A 17024-nucleotide genomic window follows, 5' to 3' on the forward strand; every position below is an offset into this window, starting at 1 on the left:
GTCGACGTGGAGAGCGAGCTGACCGAGCTATTCGCCGACGAGAGGCCCGTCGACGTGGACGACGAGAGCGACGTAACCGAGCTGTTGGTTGAGCTGAGGCCGGTCGAGAGCGAATTGATGCCCGTCGAGGTCGAGGTGGACAGAGAGCTGATCGAGCTAGTTGCGGACGACAGTCCGGTCGAGGTCGACGTGGAGAGCGAGCCGATCGAGCTATTAGCCGACGAGAGGCCCGTCGACGTGGACGACGAGAGCGACGTAACTGAGCTGTTGGTCGAGCTGAGGCCGGTCGAGAGCGAACCGATGGCGCTATTAGCGGACGACAGCCCGGTCGAGGTCGACGTGGAGAGCGAGCCGATGGAGCTATTAGCCGACGAGAGGCCGCTGGACGTTGACGACGAAAGCGACGTAACTGAGCTGTTGGTTGAGCTCAGGCCGGTCGAGGTCGACGTGGAGAGCGAGCTGATCGAGCTATTCGCCGACGAGAGGCCCGCCGACGTGGACGACGAGAGCGACGTAACCGAGCTGTTGGTGAAGCTGAGGCCGGTCGAGAGCGAACCGATGGAGCTATTAGCCGACGAGAGGCCGCTGGACGTTGACGACGAGAGCGAAGTAACGGAGCTATTGGTCGAGCTGAGTCCGGTCGACAGCGAGTTGATGCCCGTCGAGGTCGAGGTGGACAGAGAACCGATCGAGCTGTTGGCCGACGAGAGGCCGGTGGACGTAGACGACGAGAGCGACGTAACCGAACTGTTGGTCGAGCTCAGGCCGGTAGACAACGAGTTGATGCCGGTCGAGGCCGAGGTCGACAGCGAACCGATCGAACTGTTGGCCGACGACAGACCCGTCGACGTCGACGTCGACAGGCTCGTGATGCTCGACGTCGTGGTGCTTGCCACGGCGAAGATCTGGCTGCCGTTGATCGCGTCGGTGCTTGTCGCGCTGACGAGGCCCGCCGCGACGTTCTGGATCCGGCGTTCCGCATTCGGCTGACCGACGCTGACGACGCCGCCTGCCGAGCCCGCGCCAGCGTAGTTGCCGAACATCTGGCCACCGATCGTTGTGTTGCTGACAGTCGTCGTGCCGCCGGTCGTCGTCGACGCGGCGCTGGTCGTCACCGAACTGCCGCCGAGCGCGACCGAATTCGCGACGTTCGCGGTCGCGGCATTGCCGATGGCAACCGCGCCATTGGTGCCCGTTGCCGTCGCCGAGCTGCCGAGCGCGACGGAGCTGTTGGTCGCCGTGCTGCTGTTGCCCAGCGCGACGGCGCCCGTGCCGCTCGCCGAGTTGCCATTGCCGATCGCAACGGCGCCGTCGCCGCTTGCAACCTGGCCTCTGCCGATAGCGACCGCGCCGCCGGTAGCCGTGGCGCTGTTCGCGGTGGTGCCGGACGAACCGATTGCCACGTTCTGACCCGTCGCGCCGGAGATGACACCGTCACCTTGTGCGATGCCATACGCCCCATTGACGGTCGCGCCGCGGCCGAGTGCGATACCCGACGTGGCGGTCGATGCGACGGACGATTGTCCGCCGATCGCGATGCTGTCCGAGGCGGCCGACTGCGCGCCCTTTGTTGCGTTGCTGCCGATGGCGATCGAACCCGCGCCCGACGCGAGCGTCGAGTTTGCCTGCGAGAGCGGCGTCGTGCCGTTGCCGCCCGCGCCGCCGATTGCGACCGAGTTCAGCGCGCTCGCCGTCGAGCCGAAGCCGAGGGCGGTTGCGCCGGTGCCGCTGGCGGTGGTTTCGAGGCCGGCCGCGACACCCCACAGGCCCGCCGACGACTGCATGCCGGTGGCGACGGCGCCGTTGCCGGTCGCCTGTGCAAATGAGCCATATACCGTGACACCGGTCCAGCCGTTGCCGTTGGAGTTACACCCGGCCACGACCGAATACGTGCCGGAGCCGTCGCCGGCCTGGTTTTGCGTGCCGCCCGGGTTCACGCGGCCGACTGCGCTGTTGCTGCCCGTAAAGCAGGTCTGCTGTGTGTTGAGCGTATTGGCTTCGGCGAAGCCGGGCAGGCCGATCGTCAAGGCCGCGACTGCGGCAACCACGACGGCCGACTTGTTCGGCTTACCCCGTGCCGAATCGTGTTCGGATGCCGCGACCCAGGCGCCAAGGGCTTCGTTCCAGATCGAGCGGTATGTGCGGTTCATTTTTCTGCTGCCTCCAAATAATCACGCCACACACCGGTCTCTTTCGTTAGATGAATATGCCGTGCGATCGCGCGAAATCTCAAAATTGATGGGCGGAGTTTATTTGAGGTGATATTTGGAGATTGACAAACAGTGAAAAATGGGAGGTTTTAAAAGTTAAAAGATGGTTAATGCATCGTGTTTTGATGTATTGGATGGTAATTATATTGAAAGAAATCGAAATGCTTTGTGTATGATTGTTGCCGGTTCGGTGTCAGATCAAATATCGTATAAAAATCAATGAGATGGGCGTATTTTGCGCGGCGTGAAACACTTTGTCGACCTCGATGTGTAACAAGAATGAAACCGCAAACGTTTGCGACGCTGGCAATTCTTTCTGGTTTGTAATATTCGGATGGATGCTAATTCGCGTACGTCGGTGCGGCTTATTAATTTATTAATTTAAGATTTCATTGTGATTTTGAGTTGTATTTAATAAATCTCCTTAAAATTGGAAAAACACGAAAATAGAAGCCTCCGCATATGCTGATTTGCGCATCGCACCGGCCGCCCGCGCCCGTGGGACGGGCCTTTCCCGGCGGTTGGTGTCATAAAATTGTAAAAAAGTGCTACGGACACATCGCGCCGGCAATTGAAACGGCGTTTCGGATTTTCCCTATTGATGGGCCAATTGGAGGGTGTCAGATCGGCCGTCCGGGCCAGGCTTGGACCGCAGCCGATTGGGGAATGGATACGGCGAGCGGGAAATGTCGGATCGTCGCCACAATGACTTGACCCTGTTTCCGAGGAAAACGCCCTGCGCAGGAGGAAGGGTGACGTGCAAGTGTGTGCCCGATGTGGACCGTCAGGCTCGCGTGGGCGAGTGGGCCGACGTCACGCCGCGCGTGACGCAACGGATCCGTGCCACGGTGTTTTCGCTTTCGTTCCAGAGGAGAGCAGGCGCGCGGATGGCAACCGCGACCGGGCGAGTCGGATTGCACTACGCCGTCCGGCCGACGCAGCACGCCGTTCCGGATAAGGCGCCGGCGGGCGGCGGCGCGCGCCGATCCGCACCGCCTGCAACCCGCCGGCCACCACCTCGTTATTTCCGCAGAAACCGCAGCGCGAGGCGCGCCATGCGCGGGACGAACATCGGGCGCAGCAGCCGCTTGTCGTACCCGGCCATTCGCCGGTCGTTCTCGGTCAGGCACAGCTCGATCAGCTCGCGCGGGTTCAGCGTTTCGCCGATGTCGGCGGTGCTCGTCGCCGGGAAGTTCGCATCGCGCGCGACGCCGTCGGCGTCGATTCCGCGGGCGATGCCGATGCGGTCGCGGACCAGGTGCACCCACACGGCCGCGACGCGCGCGAAGAACCACGGCCGGCGCCACCACGGCAAATTGCGCCAGTACCACGCGTACCAGTTCACGAAGAACAGGATGTGGCGGCCTTCTTCCTGGATCACGGGTTCGAAGGTGTCGACGAGTTCGGCCGGGAAATAGCCGGAGCGCTGCGCGGAGCGGAACAGGCCGAACGCGAAGAAGCTGTCGATGCATTCGCTGAAGCCCGTCATCATCCATGACCACTCGGGATCCTTCGGCGCCGGGTAGGGCGGCTCCGGCGCGAGCCGGATGCCGTATGCCTCGACGAGCTTCGACAGCACGACCTTGTGCCGTGCTTCCTCGCCGCCGTCCATCTCGAGTGCGCGGCGCAGCAGCGGATCGTCGACCGCCGCGGCGTAGGTCGCCACGCGGATCGACGCGCGGCCCTCGGTTTGGACGGCGATGTCCCAGATCGGCAGCGACGTGAGCCGCTTGAGTTCGTCGGGCTTGAGCGGAGGCCAGTCGATGACGGCCGGTTTGTACGGGTTGTGTGTATCGAGGAGCATGTGGCAGAACATCTGCCTGTGCGCATCGGAACCGATCCTGACCGGACCCTGCCGCTCGAAGGTCCAGTTGCGCATGGCGTAATCTGCCGCTACATGCTCATCCTGCAGCGTGTCGGACATGGCTATTGTTATGCGATTACAAGACGAAAGATTCTTGCATAGCTTCCGTCATCGCGTATTTTCGTGCGAGCCCTCGCTGCGGGGCGCTGCGCTCAGGCCTGCGTGTCGACCCAGAGGCGTCCCCAGCGGGACGCATACGCGAGCGCGTGTTCCTCTTCGAAGAAGAAATCGATCGCGTCGAACGACACGGCGCGCGGCGACGGGCCGCCGCTTGCCTTCTCGATCGTCAGGTTCGCGGCGAATAGCCCGTTCGGCAGCCGGGCGGCGGCGGGGGCGACTTCGTAGCCCTTGTAGCGGATCGTGCGGTTCATGGCGTACGCATGGAGGATTCGGGCTTTCAGCGTACGAAAACCCGCCGCCCGCGTGAACCAATCTTTCGGCCAATGCAAATCACGTGGCGGGCTGAATCATTATCGGCGCGGGGAGCCGGCATGGAGCAGGGCGTCGGCGCGATGCGCGCCGGCACTTCGGACACGCGCCGCCCGCGCACGGCGAACGTCGTCGGCCGGGCGCGGGCGGCGGGAAGACTGCGGTCAGTGATTGGCGATCTTCAGCACGGGGGCGAGCACGTCTACCGATGCCGCATGCGCGGCCGCGCGATGCGACGCGAACGCGAGCGCGAATTCCGCTGCTTGCGAGCCGACGGTCTCGAGCTGTGCGACGACCTTCGGATCCGAGCAGGTGTCGGCGCTGTCGAAGCGCGTTTCGAGCGTGTTCACGGTCGCGCCGAACGGCGTCGGCCAGCCGCGCAGCGCATGGACGATCGAACGCAGCGACGTCAGCACGGTGCCGGCGGCCTGCCAGCCGTAGGCGGTGACGATCAGGCCGACCGCGCGGCCGTCGAGATACGGGCGCTCGTCGGCGCGCAGTTCCTCGAGCGTGTCGAGCGCGTTCTTCACGAGGCCGGACACGCCGCCGTGATAGCCGGGCGTCGCGATGACGATCGCATCGGCTTCGCGCACGGTGTCGATCAGCTCTCGCTGCGCGTCGGTCAGCGTTTTGTGTTCGGGGGCGTAGTGCGGCAGCGTATGCAGGAACGGGCCGTCGAACAGGCGCGTGCGTGCGCCGGCGGCTTGCGCGCCGCGCAGCGCGAATGACAGCGCGCGCTCGGTCGACGACGCGGCCCGGGTGGTGCCGCCGATGCCGACCACGAACGGGCGGCGGTGTTGATCGAATGCAGTCAAGGGGCGCTCCTTGGGATGGGTTGCCCGGCTAAGCACAGGCTTAAAACCAGATGGTAACGACCCCGCTGCCACTCTGAAAACGACTTTTCGTTCTATCGATATGCCAGGCACGCGGGTCGAGCGTGCGCGCGGCGACGCAGATGGATAGCAGAAATGCTTGGTTGGGACCGCGTGCGGCACTCGATAAGATGGGCTCGTCTCCTCCATGATGTCTCTACTGACATGGGTTGGCCCCGCCGCGCGGATGCTGGCGGGGCTTTTTTTCGTCCGCCGCCAGAAAGGGGGCGCGATGCATGGCGGTTACTCGAACACCGGCCGGAAGAAGCTGCGCTCGTAGCTGACGATGCAGCGCGTTTCCTCCGCGTAGCGGAACGCGGCCTGGCAGGCGGGATCGTCCTTCGAGCGTTCGCGGTAGCGCTCGTACTCGGCGAGGCTCGGGAACGTGAACATTGCGAGCGCGATGTTGCTGGCGCCTTCGGATGGCAGGAAGTAGCCATGATGCGTGCCGCCGAATTGCTCGACGAGCGGAATCCACATCTTGCCGTAGGTTTCGAACTGCTCGAGCTTGTACGGATCGATGACGTAGCGAAGGAAGCAGGTGACCATGAGCGCTCTCGGTACGGTGGGGGAGCAGCGAGTCTGGATGGAGTCGTCGCACGTGTCAACGAAGCATCCGACATTGCTTGCGCGAACAACGATCGGCGTTCTTTCATGCGTTCTCGACGATCCGCGCGAAAGCCGCGGCATGCACCGTCGCGGCCGCTTCGCCCGCACGCATTCCCCAAACTTTTACGACATTTTTTCTTGTGACGGCGGCCGGCGCGCTCCTAGACTTCGGGCATTCCAACCACGGAGCATTGCAATGTCGATACCCTGGAACGCGATCGCCGAACGGTCTCCTGCCGCGCTGCCTTCCGGGTGCGCCGATCGCGTGATCGTCCGGCGTTTCGATCCGGCATCAGACAGCTATGCGCAACTCACGTCGATGCTGCATCGCGCATTCGCGCGGCTCGGCGCGATGGGGCTGAACTGCACGTGCGTCGACCAGGACGAAGACGTCACGCGCCGCCGCGCGCAAGCAGGCGAGTGCTACGTCGCCGTGTGCGGCGGACGTGTGGTCGGTACGGCCACGCTGTATGCGACCGATCCGTCTTCGGCCTGTTCGCTGTACCGGTGCGAAGGCGTCGCGAGCGTGCGGCAGGTGGCCGTCGATCCCGACTGCCAGAGCTGCAGGATCGGCGCGTTGTTGCTGTCGTTCGCCGAGCAGTGGGCCGCGTTGCGCGGCTATACGCTGCTCGCGCTCGATACGCCGCATCCCGCTTCGCACCTGCTGGCGTTCTACGGCGCGCAGGGTTTCGAGGTAATCGACACGATGCGCTTCGCCGGCAAGCGCTACGACAGCGCGATCCTCTGCAAGCGGCCCGTCGCGCACTTCGCGCGCCGCGTGTCGCCGGCGTCGCGGCTGGCTGCGCGCGTGGCGGCCGTGCGGCGTCTCGCGTATGCATTGCCGTCGCGCGTGGACGCGATGGCCCGGCGCGACCCGCATGTGCGCCGGGTCACCGGATGGGCGGCACGACGGGCGGCGGGCGCCGCGAGCTGCCGCTCGTCGCCGTGGCGGCCTCGCCAGCATGGTCGCTTCGTGGCCCGGCAACGGCGTGCCTGATTGCGTGGCGTGCATGCCAATACCGAGAAAGGCCCGGCCGACGAATTCGCGTGGCGACCGTACGCGATCGCGCGTTGCGATTGTCGATAAAAGCAGGCACGCGCGGTAAATGGCGCATCAAGAGGGACACGAATGCGTGTCGAGGTTACGCGTCGCGGCCGCCTTTCGCGAGGCGCCATGCGATCGTACCGAGCACACCGACCGCAACGATCAACGCGCCCCACAGCACGTAACGGCGCGTCGCATCCGTATCGGCGGCGGCCTCAGGCTCGACCGCCGCGGCCGGCAACGCCGCACCGACGCGCGCGGGCCGCACTTCCGGCGCCATCCCGACCAGCAGTGCATCGCGGCTCACGGCCGACGACTGCAGCGACGCATTGCCGACGCCGAGCGTGAACGGTGGCGTGCCGCGCGCGACGAAGGTCAGCGCGGCGGGGTGCCAGCCGATCGCGACGGCCGGCTGGCCGTTGCCGAGGCCACCGTTGCGCATGTCGACGACGATCCGCCATGCGCGATCGGGATTCGGCGCGAACGCCAGCGGCGGGTTGCGCTGTTCGGCACCTTTTCCCTGCAGCCGGAACAGCGCGGCGCCGGCGACGTCGCGCCACGGCGCCTGCGCGTCCGGACGACTCTGCAGCGTTGCGCGCGCAACCGTATTCGGCTGCGGCAGGTCGATGCGCACGCGGTCGACCGGATACGCGCCATCGGTGTCGAACAGATACTCGCCGGGCGCGCTGCCGGCCCGCACGTGCACGGCGTCGCGCCATTGGCGCGGCACGGTCGCGGCGTCCGCCGTGCGCGCATCGTGCGGTTGCGTTTCGATCTCGATCGACCCGATCGCGGGCGCACCGTCGAGCCAGTCGAGCCGCAGGTAGCGCGGCCCCGTGCCTTCCAGCGCGATGCGTTCCTGCACCAGCATGTCGTCGCCGCGTCCGACCTTCAGCAGTTGCGTGCTGCCGAGCGAGCGCCAGCTGCGCAGATCGTCGCTCGCTTCGACGGCGACGCGCCCCTGATAGCTGTCGTCGCTCACGTGCACGAGCACCGCGTCGACCTCGCCGTCGGCATGCGACAGGTCGACAAGATCCGCCGCGTGCTTCACGCGAGCCGGTGCGGCAACGGCCGCGCGCAGCGAGCCGTCGGGCGCGACCGATACGCCGAGCGGCACGCGGCCGTCGTCGGTGCGCGACGGCGGCAACGGGAACCAGTGCACCGGCGTGCGCGACGGCGGCACGGCCGCCGCCGTGGGCGCATCGAGCGAATACGGCACGGGCTCGCCGGCGCCGTTGAAGATGCGCACGTCGCCGAGATCGTCGCGCCGGCTGGCCGCGTACACGGGTTGCGGCACGGTGAGCTGGTAATACGCGGCGCTACCGTCGAGATCGAGCGAGAAGTGCCGGGCGACGCGTCCGGCGCCCGGCGTGGCGTCGGCCGCGGCGAACGACGCGAGCAGGCTCAGGCCGAGCAGGGCTGCGAGTCGTTTCATCGTGCGTCGTCCGCTTGGAGCGCGGCCTTCGGCGGCAGCGGCGAGAAATAGCCGATCAACAGCAGCAGCACGCCGATGCCGATGAACGACACGATGCGTTCGATGCCGGTCACGTGCGACAGGTCGAACAGGAACAGCTTGATCACCGTGAGCGCGAGCAGCGCGGCGCCGACGAACCACAGCGGACGCAGCCCGCGGCGCGTGGCCCAGATCGTGATCGCGAGCGCGCAGAGCGTCCAGTACACGGACACCGAAGCCTGCACGAGCGTCGATTCGGCCATTGCGCCGAATTCGTACGGCACGCCGGCCCAGTGATGCAAGGTGCGCAGCAGGATCGCGTTGAGCCACAGGAATGCGGTCGCGCCCGCCCCGCTCAGCAGTTCGACGCGATAGTTGCCGAACGACCAGCCGAGTTTGCGCGCGCGCACGAACCACGACGCGGCGAGCGCATAGACCACCACGAGCACGAGATCGAGCGGATTGAGCAGCGGGATGCGCGCCCAGCTTCCGCCGTCCTGCGTGAAGTTCGCATAGAAGGTCCAGACCCACATCACGACGATGAGCGGCAGCGATGCGAGCGCGCATACGCGCGCGATGCCGTCACGGCACGTGAGCCACATCCCGGCGAACGCGAACAGGCTCCAGCCGACCATGAATACCTGCTGGATGCCGAACGACGACAGCACGGTATCGATGTCGTAGGCCAGGTGGAAACGGTGATGCAGCGTGCGCAGCAGCAGCGCGTTGAACCACAGGAACACGGTCGCGAGCGCCGCGAGGTCGGCCGCAAGCGGATGCCAGGTGATGCCGAGCGTCTTCAGGCGGCGCAGCCAGGTGGCGAACGCGACGAAGATCAGCAGTTGCGCGACGTCGAGCGGATTGAGCAGCGGCAGCCAGAAGAGCGGCGACGCGTCGCCGTCGCTCGTCACGCTGGCGATGCTCCACAGCCCCAGCAGCACGGCAAGCGGCGCGGCACCCCATACCTGGTACGCGCGCGGGAACGCGGCGACCGGCCAGCGCAGGCGCGAGCCGGGGCCCGCCACCAGCAGGAGCAGCGCGCCGAAGCCGTAGGCCCACGCGCTCCAGCTCCACGCGCCTTCGGGCACGAACGCGCGCAGACGCCAGAAGCCTTCGAGCGAGAACAGCCCGCACAACGTCCAGAACATCAGCGTGTGCAGCGGCGCGATTACGTGGGCGGGGACGGCCGCCACGGCCGACCTGTCCGTTGCAGCCGTCGCCGCCATCGCGCCCGTGGCCGGGCCGGCGCCCGTCGTGCCGCGCGACTGACGCAGCAGCAGCGCGTAGCACGCGACGACGGCGATCGGCCACGCGAACGCGCCCATGCCCGACAGCGGCGCCTCGTGCGAATCGAACGCGCGCCACGCGAGCAGCGCGAGCACCGGCGTGAGCGCGAGTGCCGGCCATTCGGCGATTGGCCACGCGAGTTTGCGGCGCGCGACGTGTGCCAGCCACGCGGTGCCGGCTGCGAACAGCGCGGTCGCGTCGACGACGAAGCGGTCCGCATGCAGATCGACGTGACGGCTCGCATAGACGAGGATTTCGTGCAGACCGCCACTGACCCACCACAGCAGCCCCCACGCCGCGGCCGCGGCGCCGACCTCCGGCATCCATGCGTGCCACGCTCGAGCTTCGTCGCGTCCGTGCAACCACCAGCCGGTGAACACGCCGGCGAGCGCGATCAGCAGCATCGCGATGGTCGGGCCGTTGAGCACGGGCAGTGCGGTGGTGTCGGCCGGCCCGAGCAGGCTCGCGAAGAATGCGCCGGCCGCGGCCACTTGCATCAGCAGCCCGAAGCCGAACCGCAGCAGGCGTTTCTCGCGCACGCCGAGCCAGACGACGGCCGCGCCCTCGATCGCCCACGCGGCGCTGGTCGTCGGGCCCGAGAACGCGAGCGGCACCGCGAGCGTCGCGAAGATCACCGCGAGCGCGAGCGTGGATTCGAACAGCAGCGCGAGGCGGTCGCGGCGCCGCGCGAGCCAGGCGGCGAGCGCGACGTAGAAGGCCGACAGCGCGACGGCGCTCCACGCGAGCCCGAACGGGATGTCCTTCACGAGCGCCGCCTGTAGCGCGGTCGCGACGATCGGCGTGCCGAACACGAGCGTGCCGTCGACGTAGTGCCGCAACGCCAGCTCGCGTTTCACCGCATACAGCAGCGCGATGCCGACATACATCAGGAAGAACAGGATCAGGAACGGCTCGGTGCTCGCGAACAGCGCGGGGCGGTAGGCCGTCACGCCCCACGCCGAGCCGATCGTGAACGTGAACGCGAAGCCGAGCAGATTCAGCGGACGCCACGCCTTGAACCACGCGATCGCGAAGATGCCCGCATTCAGTAATGCGTAGTAGCTGAACAGCGCGACATGGTTACCCTGGCCGGTCGACAGCAGCACCGGCGCGAGAAAGCCGCCCGCGCTGCCCATGAACGCGAGCGGCAGCGCGTTCTGTTTCACCGCGAGGAACGCGCTCAGCCCGCACACCGCGACCATCAGCGGGAACGCCGCGCCGACTGGCAGGAGTGCGTAGAGCTTGGTCGCGGCGAAGATCGTCAGGTACAGGATGCCGATGCCGCCACCCTGCAGCACGAGGCCATAAGCGGCTCGGCGCGCACGCACGCGCCAGCCGATCGCGAGCAGCGCGGCCGCGGCGAGCGCCGTGCCGGCGAGACGGAATTCGATCGGCAGCATGCTGTTGTCGGCCGCGTACTTGAGCAGGAACGCGACCCCGAAGAACAGCACGATGATGCCGACGCGCACGACCGTGTTGCCGCCGAGCAGCCAGTCGCGCGCGGCGCGCAACGCGCGCTCGGCAATGCCGGGTTCGCGGGGCGCGGGCGGGGCGGGCGGGGCCGGGCGGGTGGTGGCGGCGGGTGCATTCGTCGGTGCGCCGGCGGCCGGCGCGTCGCTCGTGCGCGCGGCGACTGCCGGTGCGGGAGTCGGTGCGGAAGTCGGCATGGATGTCGACGCTGGCGTGCCGGCGCTCGCGACGGCGGGCCGTGGCGCAAGCGTGGCCGGCGGCGGGACGGTGGCGGGCGTGGCCGACGGCGCCTGCGCGGCGCTGCCCGTCGCGGCCGCACCGGCTTGCGCGCCGGCGAGCTGGCCGCGCAGCACATCGAGCTCGCGCGTGAGCGCGTCGACCGTCGCTTCGAGGTGCGCGACGCGATCGGCGAGCAGAACGGGTGGGGGTTGCGGTGTTGCGGGCGGCGCGGACATCGCGAACGCACCAGGTGGCGTGTCGTCGCCGTTGCGCTTGCGTTGCTGCAGCGCGTGGCCGATGCAGAACCCGGCCGCCGCACCCAGCAGCGTGCCGTTGGCGACGGAGAAATCCCCGAACAATGCGGCGATACCGCCCGCGATGAAGCCGATTGCGGCAAAAGCCCAATTCATCGCCTAGCTCCCTCTCTCATTTCGTTATCGTCCTTCGATCATCGCGCGGCCCGATCGAGGCTGTTTCGGTATGGCCGGCAGGCGAACCGGCATGCGCGCGCCATCGGCGTACCATTAAACCAAAGGCCCGCGCAACGTCGTGATCAGCGTGTTTGCGGGGAATGTATCACAGCGGTCGTCGCGGATTTTGGAGGTTGGCGCGGTATCACGGCGTGCGCTATTCGGTGTCGCCGTGCGGCCTTTTGCACGGTCATGCTTTTTACGGGTGAATGCGGTGTTTCTTTCGTCTGAGCAGAGCGGCGCCGGAACGGACGTGAAATTGTCGTAAAGCGACACCCGCCCCGAGGCGAATTGGCGCAAAACGCCATGCGATGCGCGCCGCGCTGCTGCGCACAAGTCCGGCGTGTGATGCCCGCCGGTGCTGGCTGTGCGCGTATTGCATCGCCGCAAACGGGTGCCGCCGCGCGCTGCGGCCCGCCAGGCGGGGCTGGAGGCCGTGTCGTATTTGCGCAAGCGTTTGTCGTAATTCGTCGGCAGGTCGGGGTTTTTTCTGGCAACTATGTAGGCACGCTATGCGACGCGTGAGTCCCCGCTACACGAGGAGAAGGTTTCAATGGATGCCCCCAAGGTCGTGGTCGAAGGTCTGTGCAAGGTATTTGGAAGTAACCCGCAGCAGGCGCTCGACATGCTCGCCGCCGGTGCAACGAAAGACGATGTGCTCAAGCGTACCGGTCAGGTCGTCGGCGTGCACAACGTATCGTTCGACGTGCAGGAAGGCGAAATATTCGTGCTGATGGGCCTGTCCGGCTCCGGCAAATCCACGTTGATCCGCCTCGTGAACCGGCTGGTCGATCCAAGCGCCGGCAAGGTGCTGATCGACGGGCTCGACGTTGCGTCGGCGCGCCGCTCGGAGCTGACCGCGCTGCGCCGCAAGGACATGAGCATGGTGTTCCAGTCGTTCGCGCTGATGCCGCATCGCACCGTGGTGTCGAATGCCGCGTTCGGCCTCGAGGTCGGCGGCGTCGGCAAGAAGGAGCGCGAACGCCGGGCAATGGAAGTGCTCGAGCAGGTCGGTCTCGCACCGTTCGCGCAGAAGCTGCCGTCCGAGCTGTCGGGCGGCATGCAGCAGCGCGTCGGCCTGGCCCGCGCGCTGGCCGTGAACCCGTCGCTGATGATCATGGACGAGGCGTTCTCCGCGCTCGATCCGCTCAAGCGCCGCGAAATGCAGGACGTGCTGCTGCAACTGCAGAAGGAACAGCGCCGCACGATCATGTTCGTGTCGCACGATCTGGAGGAGGCGCTGCGCATCGGCAACCGCATCGCGATCATGGAAGGCGGCCGGCTCGTGCAGGTCGGCACGCCGCAGGACATCATCGCCAACCCGGCCGACGACTACGTGCGCGCATTCTTCGACGGCATCGACACCAGCCGCTACCTCACTGCCGGCGACCTGATGCAGACGGGCGCCGTGCCGACCATGTCGAAACTCGATGCGGCGAACGTCGCGGCGACGCTGAACGGCAGCGCCGAATACGCGTTCGTGCTCGACGCCGCACGCAAGATTCGCGGCTTCGTCACGCGCGATGCGCAGGGTCAGGCCACGCCGTCCGTGCGGCCGATCGAAAGCATCCGGCGCGACGCGACGCTCGATCATGTCGTCGCGCGCGTGGTCGCAAGCCCGAATGCACTGCCCGTCGTCGACGACGACGGCTGCTACTGCGGTTCGGTCGACCGCGCACTCATCCTGAAAGCCATCACGCGTTCGCGAGGTTCCCATGTCTGAAATGATTCCGCTCGGTACCTGGGTCGACCGGTCCGTTCACTACCTGCTCGACCATGACGCCGCCACGTTCGATGCGATCGGCCGCGCGATCGAGGGCCTCGCCGCGTTCGTCGAGCACAGCCTGCAGGCGATCCCGATGTGGCTGATGATGGCGATCTTCATCGGCGTCGGACTGTGGCGCGTGGGCTGGCGCTTCGCGCTGTTCACCACCTTGTCGCTGCTGCTGATCTTCGCGACGGGCTTCTGGGACCAGACGGTCATCACGCTCGGTCTCACGTTGTCGTCGACGATCATCAGCCTCGTGCTCGGCATTCCGCTCGGCGTCTGGGCCGCGAAGAGCAAGCTGGTCGCCGCGATCGTGCGTCCGATCCTCGACCTGATGCAGACGATGCCCGCATTCGTCTACCTGATTCCGGCCGCGATGCTGTTCGGTCTCGGCCGCGTGCCGGGGATCCTGTCGACGGTGATCTTCGCGATGCCGCCGGCCGTGCGCCTGACGAGCCTCGGCATCCGTCACGTGAACCGCGAGATCGTCGAAGCCGGCCAGGCATTCGGCTGCACGCCGTGGCAGCTGCTGTACAAGGTGCAGTTCCCGAATGCGCTGCCGTCGATCATGCAGGGCGTGAACCAGACGATCATGATGGCGCTGTCGATGGTGATCATCGCGTCGATGGTCGGCGCGGGCGGCCTCGGCAACGACGTGCTCGCGAGTATCCAGCGCCTCGACATCGGCCTCGGTTTCGAAAGCGGTCTGTCGGTCGTGCTGCTCGCGATCATTCTCGACCGCATCACCGAAAGCTTCGGCCGCGCGCCGGGCACCGTGAAAGCACCGCTGTTCTCGGGCCTGAAGCAGGTGTTCCGCGCGAAGGGCGCGCCCGCTCAAGCGTGAGCCACCGGCGGCCGGTGCATCTTCCGGCCGCCTTCTCCGATTCGACACCGGTTTTCCGCGGCGTGCGCCGCGGGACTGGCGTCCTGCAACCTGCTCAACCGTTCGCCAGGAGCCCGATGTGACGTCCGCCGCTGCCGCCGTGCCCGCCGCTTGCGTTTCACCGGTTTCGTCCCTCGCCCATTTCGGCTTTCTTACGCTGCCGAATTTCTCGATGATCGCGTTCTCGAGCGCGGTCGAAGTGCTTCGGATGGCGAACTACGTCGGGCGCGCCGACCATTATCAATGGTCGATCTATTCGCTCGACGGCGCCCCCGTGCATGCCAGCAACGGCATCGCGGTGCGGCCGACCCAGGCGCTCGACTACACGAACCTGCCCGACGTGATGATCGTGTGCGGCGGGATTCGCATTCGTGACGTGGTCGATGACGGCGCGCGCGACACGCTCACGGCGCTCGCCGAACGCGGGCTGCCGCTGGGCGGCATCTGCACCGGCGCGTATGCATTGATGTCGGGCGGGCTGCTCGACGGCTATCGCTGCACCGTGCACTGGGAGAACCTGTCCGCGCTGCATGCGGAGTTTCCGCGGGTGGGGTTCGCCGACGAGCTGTTCGTCGTCGATCGCGACCGGCTCACCTGTACCGGCGGCACCGCGCCGCTCGACCTGATGCTGAACCTCGTCGGCATGCGCTTCGGCCAGAAGCTCGCCGCGCAGGTGTCCGAGCAGTTCATCCTCGAGCGCATCCGCAGCTCGACCGACACGCAGCCGATTCCGGTCGATGCGCGCGTCGGCTTCTCGCGCGCGGAGCTGATCGAGGTCGTGCGCCTGATGGAGGCGAACATCGAGGAGCCGCTGTCGCTCGAGGAACTCGCGCGGCTCGTGCGGCTGTCGCAGCGGCACCTGCAGCGAATGTTCAAGGTGTACCTGAACGTATCGCCGACCCACTATTACCTGACGCTGCGGCTCAAACGCGCGCGCGACCTGCTGCGCACGACCGACGCGTCGATCGCGCGCGTGACGACGACGTGCGGATTCCATTCGCCGTGTCACTTCAGCAAGGCGTATCGCGCGCAGTTCGGTCACGCACCGAGCTACGAACGGCGGCTGCCGGGGCGCTGACACGGCCCGCGCGAGACGTTCGGTCCGCGACGCCGCCGGGATCGCGGCGCGCGGCTTCAACCATCGATCCCGCAACCATGAAAAACGACGTCACCTTGAGGAGAAGACAGATGAAGCGCCTATTGATCGCAACGGTATGCGGGATCGGGATCGCCGCGCCGATGTCGGCGGTGTATGCGGCCGACCCGCCCGTGTGCAAGAACGTGCGCTTCGCGGACGTCGGCTGGTCCGACATCGCGGCCACCACCGGCCTCGCGTCGACGATGCTGCAGGGGCTCGGCTACGCGCCGACCAAGACGATCGCGTCGGTGCCGATCACGTTCGCCGGCATCAAGAGCAAGCAGATCGACGTGTTCCTCGGCTACTGGTCGCCGACGATGGACCCGATCATCCAGCCGTTCACGAAGGCCGGCACGATCAAGGTGCTCGCCACGCCCAACCTGACCGGTGCGAAATACACGCTCGCGGTGCCCGACTACGTGTACCAGGGCGGCCTGAAGTCGTTCGCCGACATCCAGAAGTACGCGGACAAGCTCAACGGCAAGATCTACGGGATCGAGCCGGGCAACGACGGCAATGCGCTGATCAAGAAGATGATCGACACCAATCAGTTCGGCCTCGGCAAGTTCAAGCTGGTCGAGTCGAGCGAGGCAGGGATGCTGATCGAGGTGAATCGCGCGGCCCGTGACAAACAGTGGATCGTGTTCCTCGGCTGGGAACCGCATCCGATGAACGTGCAGATGAAGATCGATTATCTGACCGGCGGCGACGACGTGTTCGGCCCGAACTACGGCGAGGCGAAGGTGCTGACGGCCACGCCGCCCGACTACGCGCAGCGCTGCCCGAACGTCGCGAAGTTCGTGTCGAACCTGCAGTTCACGACGGCGATCGAGAACCACGTGATGGTGCCGATCATGAACAAGGAAGACCCGAACAAGGCCGCCGCCGCGTGGCTGAAGGCGAACCCGCAATCGCTCGAGAAGTGGCTGGCCGGCGTGACGACGCTCGACGGCAAGCCGGGCCTGCCGGCGGTGAAGGCTTATCTCGGCGTGCATTGAGCGAGGCCGCTGTTTTTTTTGGGTTTCCGCGTAAGGCTTGACGGTAGTCATATGCCCCTGAACGACAGAGTTGTTATCTGGCTTCAGGGGCGTTTTTGTATGCTTGTCTGGCGATCTTGATCGACCGATTGAGAAGTTAGATGATAGAAATATAAGAAGAATTAGGTATACGAATTTCGAACTCGTATGATTGAAAACCTCTTCGCAATCGCGCATCTTCGTGTTGGTCAACTGAGCTTCCCCTGAAATTTCGCCTTCCAAGAGGTCGTGTATAAACTCGACGCAAAGGAAGGAAATCAGGCATGTTCA

General features: G+C 66.2%; 12 protein-coding genes and 1 pseudogene. 5 read left to right on the plus strand and 8 right to left on the minus strand.

Annotated features, from left to right (window positions below):
* The 5 genes from SB786_RS34650 to SB786_RS34670 all read right to left on the minus strand — a co-directional run.
* Nucleotides 1-2150 (minus strand): ESPR-type extended signal peptide-containing protein (locus tag SB786_RS34650; protein WP_410731349.1); only part of this gene is annotated, 2150 nt, incomplete at its 3' end.
* A 1081-nt stretch (nt 2151-3231) separates the two neighbouring features.
* On the minus strand, nt 3232-4134 hold the full coding sequence (locus SB786_RS34655) for a ferritin-like domain-containing protein (protein WP_410731350.1): 903 nt from the start codon (nt 4132-4134) through the stop codon (nt 3232-3234).
* A 92-nt stretch (nt 4135-4226) separates the two neighbouring features.
* Nucleotides 4227-4445, minus strand: coding sequence for a hypothetical protein (locus tag SB786_RS34660; RefSeq protein WP_006749916.1), 219 nt, complete (start codon nt 4443-4445; stop codon nt 4227-4229).
* Between the two features lie 222 nt (nt 4446-4667).
* Complete coding sequence (locus SB786_RS34665) at nt 4668-5318, minus strand: NADPH-dependent FMN reductase (protein WP_410731351.1); 651 nt, start codon at nt 5316-5318, stop codon at nt 4668-4670.
* A 300-nt stretch (nt 5319-5618) separates the two neighbouring features.
* Nucleotides 5619-5924 (minus strand): NIPSNAP family protein, encoded by a 306-nt coding sequence (locus SB786_RS34670; RefSeq protein WP_410731352.1) that lies wholly within the window; start codon nt 5922-5924, stop codon nt 5619-5621.
* Between the two features lie 256 nt (nt 5925-6180).
* Between SB786_RS34670 and SB786_RS34675 the strand changes: the two genes are divergently transcribed.
* On the plus strand, nt 6181-6981 hold the full coding sequence (locus tag SB786_RS34675; RefSeq protein WP_410731353.1) for a GNAT family N-acetyltransferase: 801 nt from the start codon (nt 6181-6183) through the stop codon (nt 6979-6981).
* 145 nt (nt 6982-7126) lie between these two features.
* Here the strand turns inward: SB786_RS34675 and SB786_RS34680 are convergent, their stop codons facing one another.
* The 3 genes from SB786_RS34680 to SB786_RS34690 form a co-directional block, all read right to left on the minus strand.
* Nucleotides 7127-8464, minus strand: coding sequence for a DUF3999 domain-containing protein (locus SB786_RS34680; protein WP_410731354.1), 1338 nt, complete (start codon nt 8462-8464; stop codon nt 7127-7129).
* Nucleotides 8461-11868: a DUF2339 domain-containing protein gene (locus SB786_RS34685; RefSeq protein ID WP_410731355.1), complete on the minus strand. Its 3408-nt coding sequence runs from the start codon at nt 11866-11868 to the stop codon at nt 8461-8463. The genes SB786_RS34680 and SB786_RS34685 overlap by 4 nt, the downstream gene beginning before the upstream one ends.
* 114 nt (nt 11869-11982) lie before the next feature.
* Nucleotides 11983-12381 (minus strand): hypothetical protein, encoded by a 399-nt coding sequence (locus tag SB786_RS34690; protein WP_410731358.1) that lies wholly within the window; start codon nt 12379-12381, stop codon nt 11983-11985.
* Here SB786_RS34690 and SB786_RS34695 point away from each other — a divergent pair.
* From SB786_RS34695 to SB786_RS34710, 4 genes and pseudogenes are all read left to right on the plus strand, one after another.
* Nucleotides 12360-13651 (plus strand): annotated as a pseudogene (locus SB786_RS34695) (quaternary amine ABC transporter ATP-binding protein); the annotation flags it as partial. The gene SB786_RS34690 and the pseudogene SB786_RS34695 overlap by 22 nt on opposite strands.
* Nucleotides 13644-14540, plus strand: a complete 897-nt coding sequence (choW, locus tag SB786_RS34700; protein ID WP_410731356.1) for a choline ABC transporter permease subunit — start codon at nt 13644-13646, stop codon at nt 14538-14540. The pseudogene SB786_RS34695 and the gene choW, both read left to right, overlap by 8 nt.
* A 118-nt stretch (nt 14541-14658) precedes the next feature.
* Nucleotides 14659-15657, plus strand: coding sequence for a GlxA family transcriptional regulator (locus SB786_RS34705; RefSeq protein ID WP_410731357.1), 999 nt, complete (start codon nt 14659-14661; stop codon nt 15655-15657).
* A gap of 110 nt (nt 15658-15767) precedes the next feature.
* Nucleotides 15768-16715 carry a choline ABC transporter substrate-binding protein gene (locus SB786_RS34710; protein WP_006757406.1) on the plus strand — a complete coding sequence of 316 codons (948 nt, stop codon included), beginning with the start codon at nt 15768-15770 and terminating at the stop codon, nt 16713-16715.
* The last annotated feature ends 309 nt before the right edge of the window (nt 16716-17024 follow it).

The sequence above is a fragment of the Burkholderia sp. SIMBA_062 genome (assembly GCF_046534765.1).
GTDB lineage: Bacteria > Pseudomonadota > Gammaproteobacteria > Burkholderiales > Burkholderiaceae > Burkholderia > Burkholderia ambifaria.

What these genes read in the sequence shown, in the direction of transcription:
- SB786_RS34670 (WP_410731352.1), bottom strand. Translation starts at nt 5,924, where the DNA reads ATGGTCACCTGCTTCCTTCGCTACGTCATCGATCCGTACAAGCTCGAG.
- SB786_RS34675 (WP_410731353.1), top strand. Translation starts at nt 6,181, where the DNA reads ATGTCGATACCCTGGAACGCGATCGCCGAACGGTCTCCTGCCGCGCTG.
- SB786_RS34685 (WP_410731355.1), bottom strand. Translation starts at nt 11,868, where the DNA reads ATGAATTGGGCTTTTGCCGCAATCGGCTTCATCGCGGGCGGTATCGCC.
- SB786_RS34680 (WP_410731354.1), bottom strand. Translation starts at nt 8,464, where the DNA reads ATGAAACGACTCGCAGCCCTGCTCGGCCTGAGCCTGCTCGCGTCGTTC.
- SB786_RS34710 (WP_006757406.1), top strand. Translation starts at nt 15,768, where the DNA reads ATGAAGCGCCTATTGATCGCAACGGTATGCGGGATCGGGATCGCCGCG.
- SB786_RS34655 (WP_410731350.1), bottom strand. Translation starts at nt 4,134, where the DNA reads ATGTCCGACACGCTGCAGGATGAGCATGTAGCGGCAGATTACGCCATG.
- choW (WP_410731356.1), top strand. Translation starts at nt 13,644, where the DNA reads ATGTCTGAAATGATTCCGCTCGGTACCTGGGTCGACCGGTCCGTTCAC.
- SB786_RS34660 (WP_006749916.1), bottom strand. Translation starts at nt 4,445, where the DNA reads ATGAACCGCACGATCCGCTACAAGGGCTACGAAGTCGCCCCCGCCGCC.